The organism is Enterococcus villorum (assembly GCF_007990225.1).
Lineage (GTDB): Bacteria > Bacillota > Bacilli > Lactobacillales > Enterococcaceae > Enterococcus_B > Enterococcus_B villorum.
Genome location: NZ_BJWF01000001.1, coordinates 115,050 through 136,862 on the forward strand (window position 1 = coordinate 115,050; position 21,813 = coordinate 136,862).

A 21,813-nucleotide genomic window follows, 5' to 3' on the forward strand; every position below is an offset into this window, starting at 1 on the left:
ATGATCCATGGGAAGGAACAATAGAATGTTAAACAAATAATCCTCTTCTAATAGCAGATAAAAAAGAACAGGAATGATTGTCAGTAAAAGCTCAATTCCAGTTTTGTCACTAGTTTTCCTTTCTTCAGTTCCTTTCATGGCACAAGCATAAGCACGATCCCACTTGAAGAAAAATGAACAAAAGAAACGAAAGAAGCAGATAAAAATTTTGTAGCTTACGAACAAAAATATTTGGTGGGAATGTCTAATCGGCGTTTTCTTTTAGCAAATAGCTTTGCTTGAAAAAGCCATTTGCTTATCACCCAGAAATAAATAGCTCACTCAAAAACAATATTTCAAGACTCCATAGCTTTTTGTGGAATAACGCTCAAAAAATCAAACATATAAAGCGTTCATTATTTTTTTATTTGATCCATCAAAAAAGACAAATCTTTCATAAATTTTTGTGCCATGTCACTTAATGGTTGTTTGGCTGAATAAATCACGTACAACTCATTTTTTGGGCTATCAGCTAAAGGGATCAAGCGAAGGTACTCTTTAATTTCTCCAATGACTAATCCTGAGCCAGAAGCATAAGCGTTGGTTTCTAGGACGATATTCATTAACGTTCCACGGTCACTGGTGTAGATAACTGTTTCTTGATCTGGAATTTCAATCAAATCTTCGTAAAAATAGGGAAAATTATTGCCATCTTGAGTAAATCTTACCTGCGGATAAGGCAACAGTTCTTCTTTCACGATTTCCTTTTTTTCACTTAATGGATGTCCCTGTCGTAAAAAAATATGTGTTTTGAATGCTCCTAAGGAATGAGCCAGAAGTTCTCCTTGTTCAAGGTATCTTTTAATCCCTGCTTGATTGTACTCGTTCATATAAAGAATCCCGATTTCACTATGCTGTTTTTTTACTTCTTCAATCACATTGGCTGTCGTTGTTTCAATAATACGAAATTGCTTGATCTCTTTTTTAAATGAAGTGATTAATTTAGCAGTTAATGGTCCTAAAAAATCATAATGTTGGGATGCAATTGAAAAGCTTTCTCGTTTTTCATTTGTCAAATAATAATTTTCTAAAGCTTCTAGTTGTAATAAGATCCGCTCTGCTCTTTTTAGAAACTCTTGCCCCTCTTTTGTCAAATAAGCCCCACGATTCGTACGAGTAAAGATTGTGATCCCAAGTTCTGTTTCGAGTTCTTTAATCCCCGCTGAAAGACTCGGTTGTGCGACATATAGTTTTTTTGATGCTTCTCTAAAGCTTCCATTATTTGCCACTGCGATCACATATTTCAACTGTTGAAAATTCACTGATTGTCCTCCGCATAATATTGAATGTTCCGATCTTTTAAAGGTTGCAAAGGTCGATTATTAGGCTGTGCATACTGCCCTTTAAAGGGGATTAAAAAGTCTTTATTTAAATGTTGTATATGATCCATCACAAACCACTTGATTGGGCCACTTGTCGGCGGTGTGGTCAACGAACCAATGTAGTGATAATGACTTTTTTCTTTTGGTAAAAGTACCATCGGATTCGTCCAATGTTCATGTTTATCTAAATCCCAAACATCTCCATTGTCACGATCATATAGCCACCCCTCATCTGTAGTTAATTGGTACATCACAGCAACAACCAAGTTTTCTTTTTGCGCATTCATGTGAACAAAATGAAATTCGATGTCTTCTTGTGAACCATTGATAAGGTGTTCAGAAGGCATATGGAAATGGATATCTGTGAGAAAATATTTTTGGCCTTTCAGTTCGACATAACTAAGCTGGTCATATGGCACAAGATGGATCGTATTTTTAAATTCTTTATCTGTAAACCGTTGTTTTTCGTAATGAAAAGCAATTGTTTCTTTAGGATTTCCAACTTCTTTACAAGTGGTTAACGAAATGGGCGACTGTAATTCAAATGCAGCTCCTTGAGCAAACCAGTCACATAATTCAGCCCAATGTTCAGGCCCTCTTTCTCCTGAGTATCCCCATTCAACATCCATATTCTTTTTCAAAATCTTTCCTCCTGAGTCTTTGCAAAATTTATCTAATGTTGACTATTTTTGACAATGGTAGAAACAGTTGCCAAAAAATCTTCTTTACCGTAAAATTCTTGGTTCAATAATTCCGGGAAAATTTCATTAAAGAAATAGTTGACGGAAGGACGATGTTCAAATGCTTTAATTGTTGTCACTGCTTCAACAAACATTTCTTTGTAAACTTTTTCTGGATTGTTCTTGATTATTTCTTCAAAAGATTCGTACAATAAATCTACTTTATCTGAAATAGCTAATAATTCACCTTCAATTGTTTCATCTTTGCCTTCAAAAAGCCTTCTACGATAAACAGCTTGAAACTCTTCAGGAATCTCTTGCTTGATAAATTCATCCGTCATTTTTTCTTCAACTGTTTGTAACATCCCACGCAATTCTTTACTTGCATACTTTACTGGTGTTTTGATATCACCAATGAAACGCTCAGTATAATCGTGATTTAATGCTTTTTCATAAAGCAATTTCCAATCAATTTCATAGCCATTCGCTTCTTCAATGTCCCCTAACACTTGAGCAATCGAAGCCACTCGATAAGAATGAGCAGCAACAGTATGTTCAGTAAATTTGAAAAAACCTGGTGCGCGCGTGATTTTTTCTAAATTATTCAACCCTAATATAAATTCATTTAATCCCATGAATAGCCCCCCTCATGAAGTTACTTTTCGGATGATTTTAACATTAAATAACTGATTTTCGCAATCATCGTGTTTGTACCATAAAAAATGTTAAACCTTTAACAAAACGCTATATTTATAAAAAATAGAAACTAGAAGAAAATCTCTAGTTTCTACATAAAAATAATATCATTCAAACAACATAGCTCTAAAACTTAATTTTCCGCTTATGTTCACGTCACCAAGTTTTGGAAGCATTCAAAACAACATAGCTCTAAAACCTCGCAGAAAAATTTTTCTATGCGGTTTATCTTCAAACTACTCGTCCATAGCAAAACTTTTGTCTTGAATGCTTCGATATTTTCTTGCTTTAAAATAGGTTGTTTGGTTTATAATATATCATTTGTTTGAGCGGATCAACACATTTTTTTATCTGTTTTAAAAAACAATTTAGGCGTGTGTTAATTTTTTTGCCAGTTCGTTGGGTCTTTTTTCCATTCTTTCAATAGCGTTAATTCTGCTTCATCAATGTATTTTTCTTCTAAAGCAGCTTCGATCAATTCTGAATAGTTGGTTAAGGTGAAAAGAGGCAGTCCAGCTTTTTCAAAATTTTCTTTTCCTGCAGGTAGTTCATAGGTGAAAATTGCTGCAACTCCTAAAACATTTGCGCCTTCTCTTTTAGCAGCTTCTGCAGCTTCTAAAACACTACCACCGGTTGAAATCAAATCTTCAATCACCACCATTTTTTGTCCTTCAAAAATACGCCCTTCGATTTGATTTCCTTTGCCATGTGCTTTTGCTTTGCTACGAATATACACCATAGGTAAGTCTAAGATTTCCGCTACCCACGCAGCATGAGGAATGCCGGCAGTCGCTGTTCCAGCAATCACTTCCACTTCGGGAAAAGCTTGCTTGATTTTTTCTGCTAGACCTTTGGCGATCTCTTTTCTTACCTTCGGATAACTCATGGTAATACGATTATCACAATAAATTGGGCTTTTTAGACCACTTGCCCAAGTGAACGGTTCATTTGGACTAAGAAAAACAGCTTGAATTTCTAATAAATCTTTGGCAATTTTTTGTTCGATCGATTTCAAATTTATCGACTCCATTCTTCTTTGATTGTTTGATAGGCTTTGTATGGATCTTTCGCTTGCGTAATTGGACGTCCAACAACAATAAAAGTTGAACCAATCTCATGTGCTTTTGCCGGCGTAACGATTCTGGTTTGATCTTGGGCAACTGTTCCTTCTGGTCTGATCCCTGGTGTTAAACAAACAAAGTCTGTTCGTGTTTTTTCTTTGATGGCACTGACTTCTAATGCAGAGGAAACAACACCATCCAGTCCTGCTTCTTTGGCACACTGAGCATAATGGATCACACTTTCTTCCAAAGGAACTTGAATTAATTGATCGTGATGCATTTCTTCTTCACTAGTAGACGTTAATTGCGTAATAGCTAACAATAGTGGGCGTTTTTTCCCGACAGGTGTTCCATCTTCTAATCCTCTGAGCGCTGCTTGCATCATTTTTATCCCACCAGCCGCATGAACACAAGTGATATCCACGCCTAATTTAGCTAAGCCACGCATTGCCTTTTCAACTGTATTTGGTATATCATGCAGTTTTAAGTCTAAGAAAACTTCATGGCCTGCATCTTTTAACCAACGAACAATAATAGGGCCTTCTTGGTAAAACAATTCCATCCCGATTTTGACAAATAACTTTTCATCTTCTGGAAATAACTGCAGAAATTGCTCCACTTCTTGCCAAGTTGAAAAGTCTAAAGCGATAATTGGTCGTTGATTCATTGCATTCGTTCCTCTCTTACTTCTCTGATTAGTTGTTCAAGGGATTCGATCCCTAACTCCGCCATTCTTATAGGTAGTTCATTGATCAGTTTAGGACATATATAAGGATCCGTAAAGTTTGCTGTACCTACAGCAACCGCACTGGCACCAGCCATAAACATTTCTAAAACGTCATCCACTGTTTGCACGCCACCCATCCCAATAATTGGTAAGTCAGAAATAGCCGCCACTTGGTTAATTAAACGAATAGCTACCGGTTTAATGGCCGGTCCTGACAAACCACCCGTTTGATTAGCTAAGATTGGTTTACGAGTTTTTAAGTCAATGCGCATTCCTAATAATGTATTAATCATTGTAAAACCATCTGCCCCACCACTTTCAATCGCTTGAGCGATTGGAACAATGTCCGTCACATTAGGCGAGAGTTTGACATAAATTGGCACACTTGCTACTTTTTTGACTGCCTGTGTTAAGTCAAAAGCAACTTCTGGATCCGTTCCAAAAGCAATCCCTCCATGTTTGACATTGGGACAAGAAATATTTAATTCAATAGCTTTAACATTTGGCGCTTGACCAATTTTACGACAGACTTCCACGTAATCTTCTTCACAGGCGCCAGCCACATTCGCAATGATCGGTAAGTCTGGATAAATCTCAAGTTCAGGTAATAACTCATTCATGACTACTTCTAATCCTGGATTTTGTAGTCCGATCGCATTTAACATTCCTGAGGGTGTTTCTGCTACACGTGGGGTCGGATTACCAAATCTCGCTTTTGGTGTCGTGGCTTTCACCATGATGGAACCAAGCTGATTCAAATCATAGTATTTTCCGTATTCTTTACCAAAACCAAAACAGCCGCTTGCAGGCATGATTGGATTTTTTAAATCTAGCCCAGGTAATTGGACCGCTAAAGGATTGTGACTCATAAAACGACCTCCCCAGCTTTAAAAATTGGTCCTTCATCGCAAACTTTGACACTTTTTGTTCCTGTGTCATCATCTGGTTTGTGGCAAACACAGGCATAACAAGCCCCAACGCCACAAGCCATTCTTGATTCAAGTGACAGCTGTACGTTAGGATGGTTCACAAAAAGTTGCTCCACGGTTTTTAAAAGACCATTTGCCCCACAAGCAAAAACTGCTTTTGGCGTTTTGTGGGTACTCAACAACAAATTACCTACATTTCCATGAATGCCATAAGTACCATCATCTGTTGCGATTCTGGTCTCACCAAGTGCTTGAAACTCCTCTTCATAATACATGACTTCTTTGGATGCAAATCCCAAAAAGTGTGTAGACACGATTCCTTTTTCTTTCAATTGCTTTGATAATTCATACAGTGGTGGAATGCCTATGCCACCGCCAACGATAAATACTTCGTCGTCTTTTGCTAAACCTGATAGATCAAATCCATTCCCTAATGGTCCTAAGACATCTAAAAAATCACCCTCGTTTAACTGGGAAAAAATTTTGGTTCCGTCTCCTTCGATTCGATAGATGATGCGGCAAGCGTTATTTTCTCGATCAATGGAATTGATACTGATTGGTCGCCGTAAAAGCAAATCCGCTCTAGGTACTCGAATGTGTAGAAATTGGCCAGGAAATTTCATTTCTTGAACCAATTCTCCTTCTAAAGTCAATTCATATATGCGAGGTGCTAAGGGTCTTTGCTGAACAATTTTCATTATTTCTTGCTTCATATCTACTCTCCTCTTTGAGACTTATTGTGAACAATTGTTCGATAAAATTTGAGACAAAAATGCACCGCTCCAATATAAAAACACGATATTTTTATAGCGCTGGTTCCACTAAGGAGAAAGAGCACTTTTGTCCCTTTTTTCATCTATAATCGATCGAGTTTTTTCTTGGACGAAATGATCGATCTTCTTTAGAAAAAATCTGTTTTAGATTGCTTTTGTTGAGAAAGCACGTGATTCCATTACCCGAATGATCGCATCTGCTGTATCAAGCGAGGTAAATAATGGAATACCATGTTCCACTGCTTCTCGGCGGATAATAAAGCCATCTTTAGAAGCATTACCCCGATCCTTATCAATCGTGTTGACCACCACTTGGGCTTTGCCTTCACGAATCAGCTCTACCACATTTTTTTCCGTTGCATTTTCAGAAATTTTAGCTACTGGTGTGACGATTAATCCATGTTTTTCAAAAAAGGCAGCTGTATGTTTCGTTGCTAATAAACTATAGCCGATTTCTGAAAAACGTTTAGCTAATTCTAGCGCTTCTTCTTTGGTTTCATCCGCAATAGTAAATAAGACAGCTCCATAATCTGGCAAACGTAGTCCTGATGCTTCAAATGCTTTGTATAGTGCTTTGTCTAAATTCTGATCTGATCCCATTACTTCCCCAGTTGACTTCATTTCTGGTCCTAAATAGGTATCTACTTGTTGTAGTTTGGTAAATGAGAAGACAGGAGCTTTCACGTGAACATTTGGAGCTTCTGGGTACAATCCATTTTCATAACCTAAGTCTGTTAATTTTTCACCTAAAATCACTTTTGTCGCAATCTGAGCCATTGGAATGCCTGTCACTTTACTTAAAAACGGAACTGTACGACTAGCTCGTGGATTCACTTCAATGACATACACTTGATTTTCATGAATAACGAATTGGATGTTCATCATCCCGATACAGTTTAATCCTCTAGCCAAGCGAATCGTATAATCTTCAATTGTTTGTTTAATTTCAGCTGATAGGAACTGTGGAGGATAAACAGCCATGGAATCACCAGAATGCACTCCAGCCCGTTCCACATGTTCCATAATCCCAGGAATTAAGACCGTTTCACCATCACAAATGGCATCCACTTCACATTCACTTCCAAGCAAATATCGATCGATTAAAACTGGGTGTTCCGGAGACGCCTTAACTGCATGTTCCATGTAATCTTCCAGATCATGCTGATTTTCAACAATTTCCATGGCTCTGCCACCTAAGACGTAACTTGGTCTTACTAAAACAGGATAACCGATTTTTGCAGCGATTTCGACGGCTGCTTCTTTACTTGTTGCAGTATCTCCAAGCGGCTGAGGTACTTCGAGATTTCTTAAGGCTTGTTCAAATAAGTCACGATTTTCTGCACGGTCTAAATCTTCAATTGTCGTACCTAAAATTTTCACTCCAGCTTTTACTAAAGGCTCTGCTAAATTGATCGCTGTTTGTCCGCCAAATTGGACGATCACACCAATAGGTTGTTCCAATTCAATGACATTCATCATATCTTCAAAAGTCAGTGGTTCGAAATACAATTTATCAGAAATGGAAAAATCAGTAGAGACTGTCTCTGGATTGCTATTCATGATAATTGCTTCATAGCCAGCTTGTTGAATGGCTTTAACAGAATGAACGGTCGCATAATCAAATTCTACACCTTGACCAATGCGAATCGGTCCAGATCCTAAAACCAATACAGAATCTTTGGTTGATTTTTTACTTTCATTCTCTACTTCATAAGAGCTATAAAAATAAGGAGTCTGTGATTCAAATTCAGCGGCACAAGTATCAACCATTTTATAGACAGGTTTAATGTTGTGTTTCATCCGTAATTCTCTGACTTGTTTTGCTTCAGTTTTCCACAATTCCGCAATTTTTTTATCTGTAAAGCCATTTTGTTTCACAACTTGTAGCAAATGCTCGTCATAAGGATGCGCCGTTAATTCTTGTTCTAATTCAATAATGTGAAGCAATTTATCTAAGAAAAATAAATCAATCTTTGTTAAGTCGGCAATATCTTCAATTGGATACCCACGGCGAATGGCTTCGGCTACATAAAACAAGCGGTCGTCTTGTGCTCGTACAACTTTTTGGATCAATGTGCTATCATCTATTTCTTTTAATTCTGGAAGTTCTAGATGATGCGTTCCAATTTCCAGAGAGCGGACTGCTTTTAAAAGAGACTCTTCAATATTTCTACCAATAGCCATGACTTCACCAGTCGCTTTCATTTGTGTTCCTAATACTCGTTCGCCATTTTCAAATTTATCAAAAGGCCAACGAGGTATTTTGGCTACAACATAATCAAGTGCTGGTTCAAATTCAGCATAAGTTGTTCCTGTGACTGGATTTTTCATTTCATCAAGGGTTAAACCTAAAGCAATTTTCGCTGCTAATTTCGCAATTGGATAACCGGTGGCTTTACTCGCTAATGCAGAAGAGCGTGAAACACGTGGGTTAACCTCGATGACGTAGTAATTGAAGCTATGTGGGTCAAGAGCTAATTGAACATTACAACCACCTTCGATTTTTAAAGCACGGATAATGGATAATGAAGCATCACGCAACATTTGGTATTCATGATCAGACAACGTTTGACTTGGAGCAAATACGATGGAATCTCCCGTATGAATACCCACTGGATCAAAGTTCTCCATGTTACAAACAACAATAGCGTTATCTGCTGAATCTCGCATCACTTCATATTCAATTTCTTTAAACCCAGCGATACTTCTTTCAATTAAACACTGAGTAACGGGTGACAAACTAAGACCATTTTCAGCAATTACACGAAGCTCTTCTTCATTTTTACACATACCACCACCTGTACCACCAAGCGTGAATGCCGGGCGGACGATGATCGGATAACCAATTTTATTTGCAAAAGCAACAGCATCTTCCACTGTTGTAACGATTTCAGATTCGGGGATAGGTTGGTTTAATTCTTCCATCAACTTTTTAAATAAATCACGGTCTTCTGCTTGATCAATTGCCGATAATTTTGTTCCTAACAGCTCAATTCCTAGTTCATCTAAGATTCCAGATTCTGCTAGTTCCATCGCCATATTTAGTCCAGTTTGTCCGCCTAATGTCGGCAACAAAGCATCTGGACGTTCTTTTCGTAAAATTCTTGAGACAAATTCTAATGTAATTGGTTCAATATATACTTGATCCGCAATTTCTTTATCGGTCATGATGGTTGCAGGATTGGAATTGACTAATACCACCTCATACCCTTCTTCTTTTAAAGCCAGACAAGCTTGTGTTCCTGCGTAATCAAATTCTGCTGCTTGTCCGATAATAATCGGTCCAGAACCAATGACCATAATTTTTTTAATATCTGTACGTTTTGGCATGTTTATTTCTCCTCTCCTGCATCCATCATTTCCATAAATTCATCAAATAAATGAAGGGCATCATGTGGACCCGGAGCTGCATCAGGATGAAATTGCACACTAAAAGCTGGATAATGACGATGCTTAACGCCTTCGACCGTTCCATCATTGACTTCCACGTGTGTCACCATTAAACGTTCAGGATCGACTGTTTGTTCATCTACTGCGTACCCATGATTTTGAGATGTGAAATCGATTCTACCCGTAGCAACTTCTCGAACGGGATGATTCAAGCCACGATGACCAAATTTCATTTTATAAGTGTCTGCACCATTCGCTAATGCAAACAGCTGGTGACCTAAGCAGATACCAAAAATTGGTATTTTCCCTTGGATTTCACGAATCATTTCAATTGCTTCTGGTACATCTTTTGGATCACCAGGTCCATTGGTTAACATCACGCCATCAGGAGCAAGAGAAAGGATAGTTTTTGCATCTGTATTATATGGTAAAACCGTTAAATTGCAGTTTCTTTTACTTAATTCTCGTAAAATACTATGTTTCAATCCAAAATCAATTACCACGACATTTTTTCCTGTTCCAGGACTTGGATAGGGTTTGTTCGTTGAAACTTGTTGGACTTGATTAGTAGGAAGAACGGTCGCTTTTAATTGATCAAATGCATGTTCAAAGGAATCTCCTGCATCGACAATACTCGCTTTCATCGTACCAACTTGACGAATTTTTCTCGTTAATGCGCGGGTATCAATTCCTGATATTCCAGGAATTCCTTTACGTTTTAAAAATTCATCTAATGTTATTTGACTGCGCCAGTTAGAGGCAACTCGTGCATGCTCTTTCACTACTACACCTTTACAAGTAGGTGAAATCGATTCATAATCATCACGGTTGACCCCGTAATTTCCTACCATTGGATAAGTAAAAGTAATAATCTGACCGTTAAAACTTTGATCGGTGATCGTTTCCTGATACCCTGTCATACTGGTTGTAAAAACAATTTCACCAAATACATTAGCGCTTGCGCCAAACGCTTTTCCTTTAAATACTGTGCCGTCTTCTAGAATCAACATTCGTTCCATTTTTCTTACGCCTCCTTTTGCCACGCTAGTTTTCCATCTACAAAGGTGAATAAGGTTTCACCTTTCACATTCCAACCAACAAAAGGCGTATTTTCTCCTTTTGATAAGAAATCCTTTTTATCAATGGTCGTTGAATGTGCAATATCGAAGATGGCTAAGTCTGCGGGTGCACCGATCTTCAGTACTCCTGCATTTAGCTGGAAGATTTCAGCTGGTTTTGTGGCCATCCAATTGATCACTTGTTCTAATGTAAAACGATTTGTTTCAACAAAATGGGTATAGATTAATTGAAAGGCTGTTTCACTACCCACAATACCAAAAGGTGATTCTAAGAAACTCTTGCTTTTTTCTTCTAAGCCATGAGGCGCATGATCAGTGGCAATGCAGTCAATCGTGCCATCCAGTAAACCTTCAATCAAAGCTTCCCGATCTTCTTTTCCTCTTAATGGAGGATTCATTTTCCAAAATCCAAAGTCTTCTGGGATATCTTCATCAATCAAAATCAAATGATGCGGAGAAACTTCTGCTGTCACATGGATTCCTGCTTTTTTAGCATCACGAATCACTCGTACACTTTCTTTTGTCGAAACGTGGCAAACATGATAATGAACACCAGTAGCTTCTGCTAAAAGTAAATCCCGTGCGATTTGTGAAGATTCAGTGACACTTAAAATTCCTGGCAACCCAAGTTCTTTGGCTTTTTCACCTGCGTGCATCACTCCCCCAAATAATAACGATTCATCTTCTGTGTGAGCAACCAGTGCTTTCTTATTTTTTGCTGCTTCTTTCATGGCTAAATACATCGTTCCAGCAGTTTGAACACCGACACCATCGTTAGTAAACGCAAAGGCTCCTTCTTGAATCATCGCTTCTTGGTCAACTAATACTTCACTTCGTAGATTTTCGGTAATCGGTGCATATTGTAATACTTTTACTACAGCGTCTTGTTTGATCAACTCGTAGACTTGTTTCAACTTCTCTGGTGTATCAGGTACAGGGTTCAGATTAGGCATAGCACATACTGTGGTAAATCCACCTCTAGCCGCAGCTTTTGTTCCAGCTGCGATTGTCTCCTTGTATGTAAATCCTGGCTCTCTTAAGTGGACATGCACATCCACTAAACCAGGTGTAATCAATTGCCCCTTTGCATCAAACACTTCATCAAATTCAGTCTCGGAAAAACTTTCCCCAATGGCTTTGATTCTTCCTTCTTCGATCCAAATTGCTGCTGTTGTTGTTTCATTTTTTCTTGTATTGATTTGACCGTTTTTAATGAGTGTTTTCATCTTTTCTTCCTCCTAGTTCTACGCTTTTCCGTTTAATACCGCTTCTAAAATAGCCATTCTCACAAAAACACCGTTGCTCATTTGCTGAACAATTCGTGACTGTAATCCTTCCACGAGTGAATCTGCTAGTTCCACGTCTCGATTGACAGGTGCTGGATGCATGATAATAGCATGTTTTTTTAATTTCTTCGCTCGTTCTACTGTCAAGCCGTATTCTTGATGATATGACTCTTTTGAAAAACTTTCTTTGCCATCGTGACGTTCATGCTGTACACGTAACATCATCATTACATCTACTTGGTCTAATAATTCATCTAACGGAAGATAGTGTCCGTAAACTTCAAATTCTTCATCATACCATTCTCTAGGGCCAGAGAAGAAAACTTGCGCTCCTAAACGCTTCAGCATCTGCATGTTTGATTTTGCTACACGTGAATGCGTAATGTCTCCAACGATCGCAACTTTTAATCCTTCAAAATAACCAAACTCTTCATAAATTGTCATCAAATCCAGTAAACATTGTGTAGGATGCTGGCCGCTACCATCCCCACCGTTGATAATTGAACATTGGATCGTCTTACTTTGGATCAATTCATCGTAGTAATTTTCATCGCCGTGGCGAATAACCGCAACATCAACGCCTAAAGCAGACATCGTTAAAACGGTATCGTATAATGTCTCGCCTTTTTGTACAGAACTCGTACTTGCTTCAAATTCAATGACTTCTAACCCTAATTTTTTCTCCGCAACATCAAAACTTTTATGTGTTCTTGTACTATTCTCAAAAAATAAGTTAGTGGCAAAATATTGAGATTTTTGTGGCGTCCAATTGGCTCCTTGTTTTAACTCTTGACCGCGACGGATCAAACCCATGACTTCCTGATCTGTTAAAGCTTCCACTGTCAATAAATGTTTTAAACTAATACGTTCTGATTTGATGATCATGATGATTCCTCCTTAGTTTTCTTCGCTACGTGAAGTGTCTGGTAAGATAAGATTTAAGATGATGCCTAAAACTGTTGCTAAGGCCATGGCAGATAAAGTAAATGTTCCTACTTCAAAGACTAAGCCTCCAATACCAACTACTAAAATCACTGAGGCAATTAACAAGTTTTTCTTTTTATCAAAATCGATTTTATTTTCAATTAATATTTTCATTCCGCTTGCCGCAATGACTCCGAATAAGATAAAGCTAATTCCTGAGATCACTGGTCCAGGGATACTTAGAATCAGCGCACTTAATTTGCCGACAAATCCTAAAATAACTGCAAAGACAGCTGCGCCACCGATGACGAATACGCTGTGTACCCTAGTGATTGCCAAAACACCAATATTTTCTCCATAACTAGTAACTGGCGGACCACCAACAAAGGCTGCAACAATTTGTGCTAGACCATCACCCATCAGCGTTTTGTGTAATCCTGGTTCTTCAAAAAAATTACGTTTTGTCAATTTATTCAATACCATTAAATGACCAATGTGTTCCGTCATCGTGACAAAAGCAATTGGAGCCATGGTAGTGATTGCGCCTAGATAAAGCTTAGGCTCATACTGAACAAAGGGAATTTCGAAATTTGGAAAGGCTAACCAAGCAGCCTCTGCAATTGGTTTTGTATCAACGATCCCAAACAATAATGCCACGATATAGCCACAAATAATGCCTAGTAAAATGGGGATCAATCCTAAGAATCCTTTTAACCACATATTGAAGAAAATGGTTAATGCTAATGTAATCAACGCGACAGCGATATATTTAAAATCGTAATTTCCTTGATTGTACATGGCGTTACTTGCCGCATTGGCCGCAAGCCCTAGACCGATAACCATAATAACTGGTCCTACAACAATCGGTGGTAAGATTTTATCTAACCAAGCAGAGCCAATTTTTTTAATGATCAAAGCAACAATCAAGTAAACAAGGCCTGTGGTTACAGCTCCTTGGGCAATTGCTGGGTAACCGTCTGTCTTCATCAGCATTTGCATGGCTGCAATAAAAGCAAAACTACTTCCTAAATAAGCTGGGATTTTCCCTTTTGTAGTAAAAAGATAAACGAGCGTTCCTAATCCTGAACTGACTAAGGCAATTCCTGGATCGATTCCTACTAAAATCGGAACAAGGACAGTCGCACCAAACATTGTAAACAAGTGCTGTAAGCTTAATCCCACCCAATGCCCTACTTTTGGGCGATCATGGATATCTAAAACTACACTGTTATTATGAAATTTTTTCTTTTCTGACATGATTTTGCTCCTTCTATTCTTCCTCTTTTAAGATCATGATACGATCCTTCCCGTCTAATTCTTGCATCTCTACGAGGATTTCTTCTGCTTTAGACGTTGGAATGTTTTTACCCACGTAGTCTGCACGAATGGGTAATTCTCGATGTCCACGATCGACTAGAACAGCCAGAGAAATTTTCCGTGGACGACCAAAGTCCATGACTGCATCCATCGCCGCTCGTATCGTTCTCCCTGTATAGAGTACATCATCAATCAAAATGACTTCTTTTCCTTCTAAGGAAACAGGAATGTCAGAAGAGTGAAGTTCAGGTTCTTCGGGTGTTTCTTTTTTATCGTCTCGGTAAAGCGTAATATCTAACTCACCAACTGGTACATCAATTCCTTCCAGTTGCTTCAAACGTTCCGCGACTCTTGCCGCAATATAGATTCCTCTTGTTTTAATTCCAACTAAGACAATGTCTTGAATATCGTGATTTCTTTCAATAATTTCATACGTAATACGTGTCAATGCACGCTTCATTGTGACTTGATCGATCACTTCTTTTGCTTGCATGTTTTTCCCTCCATTTTTTACACAAAAAAACTCCTGCCCTATAGAGGACAGGAGGAATGTCTAGACTGAGTGTACACTTAGATACACTTATAGTTATACTACGTCATTGAACAACTTTCGATATGGCGCACCATATGACTTTTGCTCACACCCTTCTTAGCCTCACGGGACTAAACTTAAAGGAACCAATATGAAGTTTTTTTATTCTTTCGTTGTTAAATACTATACCGTTATTTTATTTAAATTGCAACATTTTTCCTTAATTTTTCTAATGTTTTTTCGAAGATCTCTGGAAGAGGGGCTTCAAATACCATTTGTTGTCCAGTGACTGGATGCGTGAAGCCTAATAATTTAGCATGAAGAAATTGTCCGTTCCCCTTTAAAGTCTTACTTGGGCCATAAACCGGATCACCTGCTAAAGGATAGCCAATATATTTCATATGCACGCGAATCTGATGGGTACGGCCAGTTTCTAACGTTAACTCTACCAATGTAAAATCATTAAAACGTTCCAAGACCTTAAAATGAGTCACTGCCGGCTTTCCGTCTTCTCGAATGGCTTGCATTTTACGATTCACTTTGGATCGGCCAATCGGCGCATTGATCGTTCCTTTTTCATGAGGGATCACCCCATGGACAAGAGCCACATATTTTCTTAAAGAGGTTTTATCTTTTAATTGTTTTGCCAAAGATTCATGTGCCTGATCATTTTTTGCCACCATTAATAATCCTGAAGTATCTTTATCAATTCGGTGAACAATTCCTGGACGAATGACGCCATTGATGGTAGAAAGTTTTTTTATGTGATACATCAATGCATTGACCATTGTTCCATTCGGGTGTCCGGCAGATGGATGAACCACCATCCCTTGTGGTTTATTGATAACGGCCACAGCTTCATCTTCATAAACGATTTCTAACGGAATGTCTTCTGCTTGAATCGATAATTTTTCTGGTTCCGGCACGTCAATAATTACTTCATCCTTTTGTCTCACTTTGTAATTAGCTTTCACTACTTGTCCATTGACCGAAACAGCTCCTTCTTTTAACCAAAGTTGGACTTGCGAACGACTGTAGTCATCAAACAAATGCGTAATTACTTTATCGATTCTTCCCGACTCTTGTTGAATCGTTGCTTTTAATTCTGTCATTTTTTCCCTTGTTCCTTTTCATCTAAAATTATATATATCAAAATACAAACGACACCACAGACCAGCGTGATATCTGCTACATTAAAAATAGGAAAGTTCATAAAATCGGTTTGGAACATGTCCACCACATAACCAAGTCGTACACGATCAATAAAATTACCGATCGCACCAGCTAAAATTAAACTTAAACCGATCATTAGCCAACGACTCCCTTTTCTTTGATTTTTAATCATCAAAGTGACAACGACAATAACCGCAATGATTGTGATTATAGCAAATAACCACATTTTCCCTTCTAACATACTCCAAGCAGCACCTGTGTTTCGAATGTGATTCAAAGACAATACGTCAGGAATCAAGTTTTTCGTTTCTCCTAATGACAAATCATTGACGATCCACCATTTTACCCACTGATCTAATCCGATCAGTAATCCACTGATAATAAAATAAATTGCTAACAAAAAATCATTCCTTTTCTACATGTTGATAAATATCTCTTGGCCTAATGATTCCTAATAGATTTCCATTGGGATTTCCGTCTTTAGTAATCAAAACAGCTTCCAACGTTCCTTGTTCACGAAACATCGCTTCCACTTCAAGAATATGAGTCTTTGCCGAAACAAAACGATAATTCGTATATTTTCCATCTTTAAAAATCAAATCTGCCGCTTTTTTATGGGTCAAATCAATGGTTCCTTTCTGGCTTTCTTTTGCTAACCAAAAACCAATGATACGTAACGTCACTAATGCTTCGAATTTTCCTTTATTGTATAAAGGAAATTGTGAATATCTCTTTTTGGCTATGGTGTCTAACAACTCAAGCAAAGGTAAATCTCGTTCAAATCCAGTGACATGTTTGGCAAAACGAGGTAAAACCATTTCAGGTCGAATCAATTCCTGTTCAATATGTTGGATCTTATTTACTGCCCACTCGTTTGGCTCAGCAATTACGAAATCAACAGCAATCCGATCATGAACAATGGCATTTCTTAATTGTGCCAGTTGTAGCAAGTCTTCTTCATACTTACGAATGACTCCATTTTTTCTTTGAGCAAGTCGACGAACTAGTTCGGTAAATCCCATATTTTTCGCATCGCCGATTTTGTCTCTCATCCATTTTTCAATTCGATTAAAACTGCTCAAAAAAATATCAGAGTTGGCCATTGTATTCCTCCTTGATCACGTAAGCTTTATTTTTGATATAAAAAAAGAAACCAATCATCCCAAGTATAACAAATAAACGATATAAAAAGTGTGGCACGTAGAATGTACTTACGCCACTAGCCAAAAATAATAATGGATACATTTGTAGTAACAAAAGATTCATCGTGATGACATATTGCTTACTCGGATGCGTTATGGTATATACAGGACTTTTTAACCAATAAAATGAAACTTGCATAGTAAATGGTGGATCTACTTCCAACAGAACAGACTGATTATGAGCCAAAAACTGCTTTTTCTTGCCATCTATTCGTAATTGGATGGGGCTCCCCATTCCATAAAAACCGGTTCGTCTTGACAATTGAATTTCCATCATACGCCTCCTTATTATTATTTAGTATACCTTAAAATAGAAGAACAAGGAAGGGAATGTCTATGAACCATTGAATGAAAGTACTAAGAGTCGTTTCTCGAAAATCGGCCATATTTATCCTTAGCTTTCATCTTACGACTGTTCACTTTTTCATTCATTGGTGAAACTCAAAAATATTTCATCCAAATCATAAGAAAGAATGAGAAAAAAACACAAGAAACAAGAGCAGTTTTCTCTGCTCTTGTTAGGAAACTAATTTAATTAGAACAACCCAATGACTTCTCCATCACTAGTTACGTCCATATTTAAAGCAGCTGGTCTTTTAGGAAGTCCCGGCATGGTCATGACATCACCTGTCAATGCCACAATAAATCCTGCACCTAATTTAGGGACAAATTCACGAATCGTGATCGTAAAGCCTTCTGGTGCACCTAAAAGGGTCGGGTCATCAGAAAAAGAATATTGTGTTTTTGCCATACAGATTGGCAATTTATCCCAGCCATTCGTAACAAATTCTTTCGTTTGTTTTTCCGCTTTTTTACTAAAAGAAACGCCCACTCCACCGTAGATTTTTTTTACGATGGCTTCTACTTTTTCTTCAATTGTATCTTCTAGCTGGTATAACGGTCGATAGTCTGCTTGCTGATTCTCTATTGCTCTTACCACAGCTTTTGCTAGTTCAATGCCTCCATCCGCACCATGTGCCCAGACACTTGTACGCTTAGCAATTACTCCCTGATCTTCACAAAGATGCTCTAATAAAGAAAGTTCCGCTTCAGTGTCTGTCACAAATTCATTTATTGCTACAAGTACAGGGATACGATAGGTTTCCATATTTCGGATGTGACGTTTTAAGTTACTAAAACCTTTTTTCAACGCTTCTAAATTTTCTATTTGTAATTGATCTTTCGTTACTCCTCCGTGCATTTTTAAGGCACGAACAGTTGCTACAATGACAATGGCATTAGGCGCTTTTTTTAAATTAGGGACTTTAATGTCCAAGAATTTTTCTCCACCTAAATCTGCACCGAAACCAGCTTCCGTCACCACATAGTCACTTAGTTTCAATGCTGTTTCTGTAGCTAATACACTATTACATCCATGTGCAATATTCGCAAAAGGACCACCATGAACAAAAGCTGGCGTGCCATAAATGGTTTGAACCAAATTTGGTTTAATGGCTTCTTTTAATAAGAGTGTCAATGCTCCTTCAACTTTAAGATCACCGGCAGTAATGGGGTGGCGATCAAAAGTATAGCCTACAACAATACGAGCTAAACGTGCTTTTAAATCATCAATGTCTCTAGCTAAACACAAAATCTCCATAATTTCACTGGCCACTGTTATATCAAACCCATCTTCTCTTGGAACACCTTGAATTGGACCACCTAATCCGACAATTACTTTTCTAAGCTCACGGTCATTTAAATCAACCACCCGTTTCCAAATCACGCGTCGAGCATCGATATTTAATTCGTTTCCTTGGTGAATATGATTATCTAAAAAAGCGGATAATGCATTATTCGCAGAAGTGATCGCATGCATATCGCCAGTAAAATGTAAGTTGATATCTTCCATCGGCAAGACTTGGGCGTATCCTCCGCCAGCTGCTCCACCTTTGATTCCCATTACAGGTCCAAGAGATGGCTCTCTTAAAGCAATGACCGCTTTTTTTTCAAGCTTATTCAAGGCATCGCCTAAACCAACTGTAACAGTTGATTTCCCTTCACCTGCAGGAGTCGGATTAATCGATGTCACTAAAATTAAGTGGCCCTCTGACTTTTCCTTTAATTGATTCATTGTAGAAAAATTGATTTTTGCTTTATATTTTCCATAAAGCTCTAAGTTATCTTCTTCGATACCTAATTTTCTAGCAATTTCAATTATCGGTTTTAGCTCTGTTTCTTGTGAGATTTGTAGATCACTCTTCATCAAATTACCCCTTTACACGAACTTTAATTTCACAAATAAAAGAATTTGTTCAGTTATCGTTATTATACCTTGTTTTAAATTAAAAAAAAATAGTAAAAATTGTTTTTTTAATTTAATTGACGTATATATAAATACTCTTTATAATGTAAGCTATGATCAGACTTTAGAAAGGTCGTGAGAGCTTTGACCACAGGAACAGTGAAATGGTTTGACAATAAAAAAGGCTATGGATTTATTAGCTATGATGAGACAGAAGAAATATTCGTCCATTTTACCGCAATCGAAGAAGACGGTTTCAAAACTCTTGAAGAAAATCAACTCGTAGAATTCGAGGTAATTGAAGGAAACCGCGGAACACAAGCGGCTCATGTAAAAAAAATGATCTAAGAAAAAAGTAAGAAATTAATAAAAAATATTGCCTTTTTAAAACGAAATAGATAAGAAGTTCGTATGAACATGTTAAAAATAGAGGACAAATTCAGTTGATATTGAATTTGTCCTCTATTTTTGTTACTAAGAATGTCAGTGTTGATGCTCGCTTTCTTCTTCCTCATCGCAATTGAACGCTTCGATTAACGAGGGTCTCATGAAACGCTTCTTTTTGTTTCAAACAAACTCACTATTTTAACTACGTCTTGATGAAACAAACCTTTCTTTATGATGGTTCCCACGACAAAACCCGCAGTATTTGTCAGTATGTCTCCTGCATCGAATATTCCTAAATAAAAAACATATTGCGCAACTTCGATTAAAAAAAGACCTAGAATCACTAGCCCTAAATTTCTTTTATTTAACGCTAATATCCATCCTAATGGTATAAACATGAGTAGATTTAGCCAAACGATTATTGGATCTCCATTTATAGAGTCTGAAATAAAGAACAATGGATTGCCTTCAAATCCTCGTATTCGAATATTTTTGAAAAGAAGTAGGTAAATTTCCTTTTTCTATTTTTATCCTTTTAATGGTCATCTACTTTTCCTTGTTCTTTTTTATTAACTATAAGTACAAACGCTTTTTCGAATAATGAAGCGTATGAAAAATATTGTCTTTTTTATGTATATACGTAAAAAAAGGCAATATTTTATTTACAGTGTGGATTAAGAAAATGAAATAAAAGGATTATTCCTTGTGTCTTCCAAGAAATAATCCATTGAATACTTTACAATTGAAATTGACAATGATAGTGCGATTGAAGAAAGATACTCATTCAGTTTTCGTTTGTTTGCGTATTTAATTTTTGGATGTTTTTTTCTTCGTTTGTCTGAATATATAACAGAAAAGCCGTTTCCCCTTTCTTAGGCATAAGGTAAAGTGATGGTTCTTTTTGTCCAATATATTTTATTTTAATGCCCTTTTTCATTGGAGTCACTGAATCGATTTCTTGAAGTCGAATGACCTTATCTTTCCAAAAAGCTGCATAGCGAACTTTGATGGACTGAGTGGTTAAAATAAAAGAGCGTCTATACCCAAGAAATAAAAAGACTAAAAATAAGCCCATTATTAAATTACTTTTCCAATAAGGTCGAGTATTTTCAAGAGATAAAATCAAACTGAAAAAGAAAATGATCAAAGATAATGACCAATAGATGATCGTCTGCGCCCATTCTGGCTGCCAGCGAATTATTTTTTTCATTCTTCAACCTCACATTTATTTTATAATGGTATAATTATAGCATAACACCATTTTTATAAAAAGGAGAGTTTCCTTATGTTAAAAGTATACATTGATGCTTCTACAAAAGGCAACCCAGGACCAAGTGGTGGCGGTATATTAATTGTTCATGAAAATAAGCAAGAACAACTGTCTATCCCTCTTTCAAAAGGTTCCAATCATCAAGCAGAGTTCGAAGTCTTTTTAAAAACTTTAGAATTTCTAAAAGAAAAAGGTTTAAATAATGAAACAATTTTGTGCTATTCCGATAGTAAAGTGTTAGTATCAACTGTTGATAAAAATCATACAGAAAATAGCAGTTTCTTTTGCTACTTAGAAAAAATTAAGCAATTACTTCCCAATTTTCATTTGTTAATTTTGCAATGGATTCCTGAAAATAAAAACAAAGGTGCAGACAATTTAGCTAGACAAGCCTTACAAAAACAATTGAAAGCATAAGTAAAAAGACTTTTCGGTTTAACCCAAAAAGTCTTTTTAAAGTCTTACACACAACAAATAGTTATGCTTCAACTAATGAATGATCCTATATCTTTCGTTCCACTTTTTTAATGCCTCAGCTGTTGATTGAATTTTTGCCTTTATGGACGACAAACGAATCCAATATCAAGAGTCTTTTTGAAGTCTTTTAAAAGTCCTTTCCTATCCTAATCTTGATTTCGTTGACTTTAGTTAAGTCTAAATGATCATATCCTCTAGTTCAACGATTATTTCCATCTGTACTACTAAATACATTACTTGAAATCAGTGCAATCTCCACAACCTGATAATGGTCTATATACCAATCAACAACTGCTACTTTGTC

22 protein-coding genes are annotated in these 21,813 nt (G+C 37.2%); 2 read left to right on the forward strand and 20 right to left on the reverse strand.

Translation table 11 applies throughout. The annotated features are described in order from the left end of the window. Nucleotides 1-395 precede the first annotated feature (395 nt). From EVI01_RS00535 to EVI01_RS00620, 18 genes are all read right to left on the reverse strand, one after another. Entirely contained in the window at nt 396-1,301 is a 906-nt protein-coding gene (locus tag EVI01_RS00535) for a LysR family transcriptional regulator (protein WP_010751012.1), read from the reverse strand. After that, complete coding sequence (locus EVI01_RS00540; RefSeq protein WP_010751013.1) at nt 1,298-2,002, reverse strand: carbonic anhydrase family protein; 705 nt, start codon at nt 2,000-2,002, stop codon at nt 1,298-1,300. Before EVI01_RS00540 ends, EVI01_RS00535 begins: the two co-directional genes overlap by 4 nt. Nucleotides 2,003-2,034: 32 nt before the next feature. Then, nucleotides 2,035-2,676, reverse strand: a complete 642-nt coding sequence (locus EVI01_RS00545) for a YfbR-like 5'-deoxynucleotidase (protein ID WP_081181469.1) — start codon at nt 2,674-2,676, stop codon at nt 2,035-2,037. Between the two features lie 440 nt (nt 2,677-3,116). Beyond that, nucleotides 3,117-3,752: an orotate phosphoribosyltransferase gene (gene pyrE / locus EVI01_RS00550; protein ID WP_010751015.1), complete on the reverse strand. Its 636-nt coding sequence runs from the start codon at nt 3,750-3,752 to the stop codon at nt 3,117-3,119. 2 nt (nt 3,753-3,754) lie between these two features. Next, nucleotides 3,755-4,465, reverse strand: a complete 711-nt coding sequence (pyrF, locus tag EVI01_RS00555) for an orotidine-5'-phosphate decarboxylase (RefSeq protein WP_010751016.1) — start codon at nt 4,463-4,465, stop codon at nt 3,755-3,757. Continuing rightward, a complete protein-coding gene (locus EVI01_RS00560) occupies nt 4,462-5,394 on the reverse strand; it encodes a dihydroorotate dehydrogenase (protein ID WP_010751017.1) in 933 nt (310 codons plus the stop codon). Before EVI01_RS00560 ends, pyrF begins: the two co-directional genes overlap by 4 nt. Continuing rightward, nucleotides 5,391-6,167, reverse strand: a complete 777-nt coding sequence (locus EVI01_RS00565; protein ID WP_010751018.1) for a dihydroorotate dehydrogenase electron transfer subunit — start codon at nt 6,165-6,167, stop codon at nt 5,391-5,393. Before EVI01_RS00565 ends, EVI01_RS00560 begins: the two co-directional genes overlap by 4 nt. A gap of 204 nt (nt 6,168-6,371) precedes the next feature. Beyond that, nucleotides 6,372-9,557, reverse strand: a complete 3,186-nt coding sequence (carB, locus tag EVI01_RS00570) for a carbamoyl-phosphate synthase large subunit (protein WP_010751019.1) — start codon at nt 9,555-9,557, stop codon at nt 6,372-6,374. A gap of 2 nt (nt 9,558-9,559) precedes the next feature. Then, complete coding sequence (locus tag EVI01_RS00575) at nt 9,560-10,636, reverse strand: carbamoyl phosphate synthase small subunit (protein ID WP_010751020.1); 1,077 nt, start codon at nt 10,634-10,636, stop codon at nt 9,560-9,562. A gap of 5 nt (nt 10,637-10,641) precedes the next feature. Beyond that, nucleotides 10,642-11,922, reverse strand: a complete 1,281-nt coding sequence (gene pyrC, locus EVI01_RS00580) for a dihydroorotase (protein WP_010751021.1) — start codon at nt 11,920-11,922, stop codon at nt 10,642-10,644. An 18-nt stretch (nt 11,923-11,940) separates the two neighbouring features. Next, complete coding sequence (locus tag EVI01_RS00585) at nt 11,941-12,867, reverse strand: aspartate carbamoyltransferase catalytic subunit (RefSeq protein WP_010751022.1); 927 nt, start codon at nt 12,865-12,867, stop codon at nt 11,941-11,943. A 12-nt stretch (nt 12,868-12,879) separates the two neighbouring features. Further along, a complete protein-coding gene (locus EVI01_RS00590; protein ID WP_010751023.1) occupies nt 12,880-14,163 on the reverse strand; it encodes a solute carrier family 23 protein in 1,284 nt (427 codons plus the stop codon). Between the two features lie 13 nt (nt 14,164-14,176). Beyond that, nucleotides 14,177-14,716 (reverse strand): bifunctional pyr operon transcriptional regulator/uracil phosphoribosyltransferase PyrR, encoded by a 540-nt coding sequence (pyrR, locus tag EVI01_RS00595; protein WP_010751024.1) that lies wholly within the window; start codon nt 14,714-14,716, stop codon nt 14,177-14,179. Nucleotides 14,717-14,955: 239 nt separating this feature from the next. After that, nucleotides 14,956-15,867, reverse strand: a complete 912-nt coding sequence (locus tag EVI01_RS00600; protein WP_010751025.1) for an RluA family pseudouridine synthase — start codon at nt 15,865-15,867, stop codon at nt 14,956-14,958. Beyond that, the gene (gene lspA / locus EVI01_RS00605) at nt 15,864-16,328 is read right to left on the reverse strand and encodes a signal peptidase II (protein ID WP_010751026.1); all 465 of its coding nucleotides are present in this window, start codon (nt 16,326-16,328) and stop codon (nt 15,864-15,866) included. The genes EVI01_RS00600 and lspA overlap by 4 nt, the downstream gene beginning before the upstream one ends. A gap of 4 nt (nt 16,329-16,332) precedes the next feature. Then, nucleotides 16,333-17,031, reverse strand: coding sequence for a CBS domain-containing protein (locus tag EVI01_RS00610; protein ID WP_010751027.1), 699 nt, complete (start codon nt 17,029-17,031; stop codon nt 16,333-16,335). After that, on the reverse strand, nt 17,018-17,404 hold the full coding sequence (locus tag EVI01_RS00615) for a hypothetical protein (RefSeq protein WP_010751028.1): 387 nt from the start codon (nt 17,402-17,404) through the stop codon (nt 17,018-17,020). The genes EVI01_RS00610 and EVI01_RS00615 overlap by 14 nt, the downstream gene beginning before the upstream one ends. 261 nt (nt 17,405-17,665) lie before the next feature. Then, on the reverse strand, nt 17,666-19,336 hold the full coding sequence (locus tag EVI01_RS00620) for a formate--tetrahydrofolate ligase (RefSeq protein WP_010751029.1): 1,671 nt from the start codon (nt 19,334-19,336) through the stop codon (nt 17,666-17,668). A 183-nt stretch (nt 19,337-19,519) separates the two neighbouring features. Between EVI01_RS00620 and EVI01_RS00625 the strand changes: the two genes are divergently transcribed. Further along, nucleotides 19,520-19,723, forward strand: coding sequence for a cold-shock protein (locus tag EVI01_RS00625; protein WP_010751030.1), 204 nt, complete (start codon nt 19,520-19,522; stop codon nt 19,721-19,723). Between the two features lie 197 nt (nt 19,724-19,920). Here EVI01_RS00625 and EVI01_RS00630 read toward each other — a convergent pair whose 3' ends face one another. Continuing rightward, the gene (locus EVI01_RS00630) at nt 19,921-20,274 is read right to left on the reverse strand and encodes a VanZ family protein (RefSeq protein WP_081630625.1); all 354 of its coding nucleotides are present in this window, start codon (nt 20,272-20,274) and stop codon (nt 19,921-19,923) included. Nucleotides 20,275-20,546: 272 nt separating this feature from the next. Beyond that, nucleotides 20,547-20,972: an EbsA family protein gene (locus EVI01_RS00635; protein WP_146811485.1), complete on the reverse strand. Its 426-nt coding sequence runs from the start codon at nt 20,970-20,972 to the stop codon at nt 20,547-20,549. A gap of 75 nt (nt 20,973-21,047) precedes the next feature. Between EVI01_RS00635 and EVI01_RS00640 the strand changes: the two genes are divergently transcribed. Continuing rightward, nucleotides 21,048-21,449, forward strand: a complete 402-nt coding sequence (locus tag EVI01_RS00640; RefSeq protein WP_010751033.1) for a ribonuclease HI family protein — start codon at nt 21,048-21,050, stop codon at nt 21,447-21,449. Nucleotides 21,450-21,813 lie beyond the last annotated feature (364 nt).

Excerpts from the sequence above, each read along its gene's own strand:
- EVI01_RS00635 (WP_146811485.1), bottom strand. The coding sequence starts at position 20,972 with ATGAAAAAAATAATTCGCTGGCAGCCAGAATGGGCGCAGACGATCATC.
- pyrR (WP_010751024.1), bottom strand. The coding sequence starts at position 14,716 with ATGCAAGCAAAAGAAGTGATCGATCAAGTCACAATGAAGCGTGCATTG.
- EVI01_RS00610 (WP_010751027.1), bottom strand. The coding sequence starts at position 17,031 with ATGGCCAACTCTGATATTTTTTTGAGCAGTTTTAATCGAATTGAAAAA.
- EVI01_RS00575 (WP_010751020.1), bottom strand. The coding sequence starts at position 10,636 with ATGGAACGAATGTTGATTCTAGAAGACGGCACAGTATTTAAAGGAAAA.
- EVI01_RS00620 (WP_010751029.1), bottom strand. The coding sequence starts at position 19,336 with ATGAAGAGTGATCTACAAATCTCACAAGAAACAGAGCTAAAACCGATA.
- EVI01_RS00565 (WP_010751018.1), bottom strand. The coding sequence starts at position 6,167 with ATGAAGCAAGAAATAATGAAAATTGTTCAGCAAAGACCCTTAGCACCT.
- EVI01_RS00615 (WP_010751028.1), bottom strand. The coding sequence starts at position 17,404 with ATGGAAATTCAATTGTCAAGACGAACCGGTTTTTATGGAATGGGGAGC.
- EVI01_RS00590 (WP_010751023.1), bottom strand. The coding sequence starts at position 14,163 with ATGTCAGAAAAGAAAAAATTTCATAATAACAGTGTAGTTTTAGATATC.
- pyrF (WP_010751016.1), bottom strand. The coding sequence starts at position 4,465 with ATGAATCAACGACCAATTATCGCTTTAGACTTTTCAACTTGGCAAGAA.
- EVI01_RS00640 (WP_010751033.1), top strand. The coding sequence starts at position 21,048 with ATGTTAAAAGTATACATTGATGCTTCTACAAAAGGCAACCCAGGACCA.
- EVI01_RS00600 (WP_010751025.1), bottom strand. The coding sequence starts at position 15,867 with ATGACAGAATTAAAAGCAACGATTCAACAAGAGTCGGGAAGAATCGAT.
- EVI01_RS00560 (WP_010751017.1), bottom strand. The coding sequence starts at position 5,394 with ATGAGTCACAATCCTTTAGCGGTCCAATTACCTGGGCTAGATTTAAAA.
- EVI01_RS00585 (WP_010751022.1), bottom strand. The coding sequence starts at position 12,867 with ATGATCATCAAATCAGAACGTATTAGTTTAAAACATTTATTGACAGTG.
- pyrC (WP_010751021.1), bottom strand. The coding sequence starts at position 11,922 with ATGAAAACACTCATTAAAAACGGTCAAATCAATACAAGAAAAAATGAA.
- EVI01_RS00545 (WP_081181469.1), bottom strand. The coding sequence starts at position 2,676 with ATGGGATTAAATGAATTTATATTAGGGTTGAATAATTTAGAAAAAATC.
- carB (WP_010751019.1), bottom strand. The coding sequence starts at position 9,557 with ATGCCAAAACGTACAGATATTAAAAAAATTATGGTCATTGGTTCTGGA.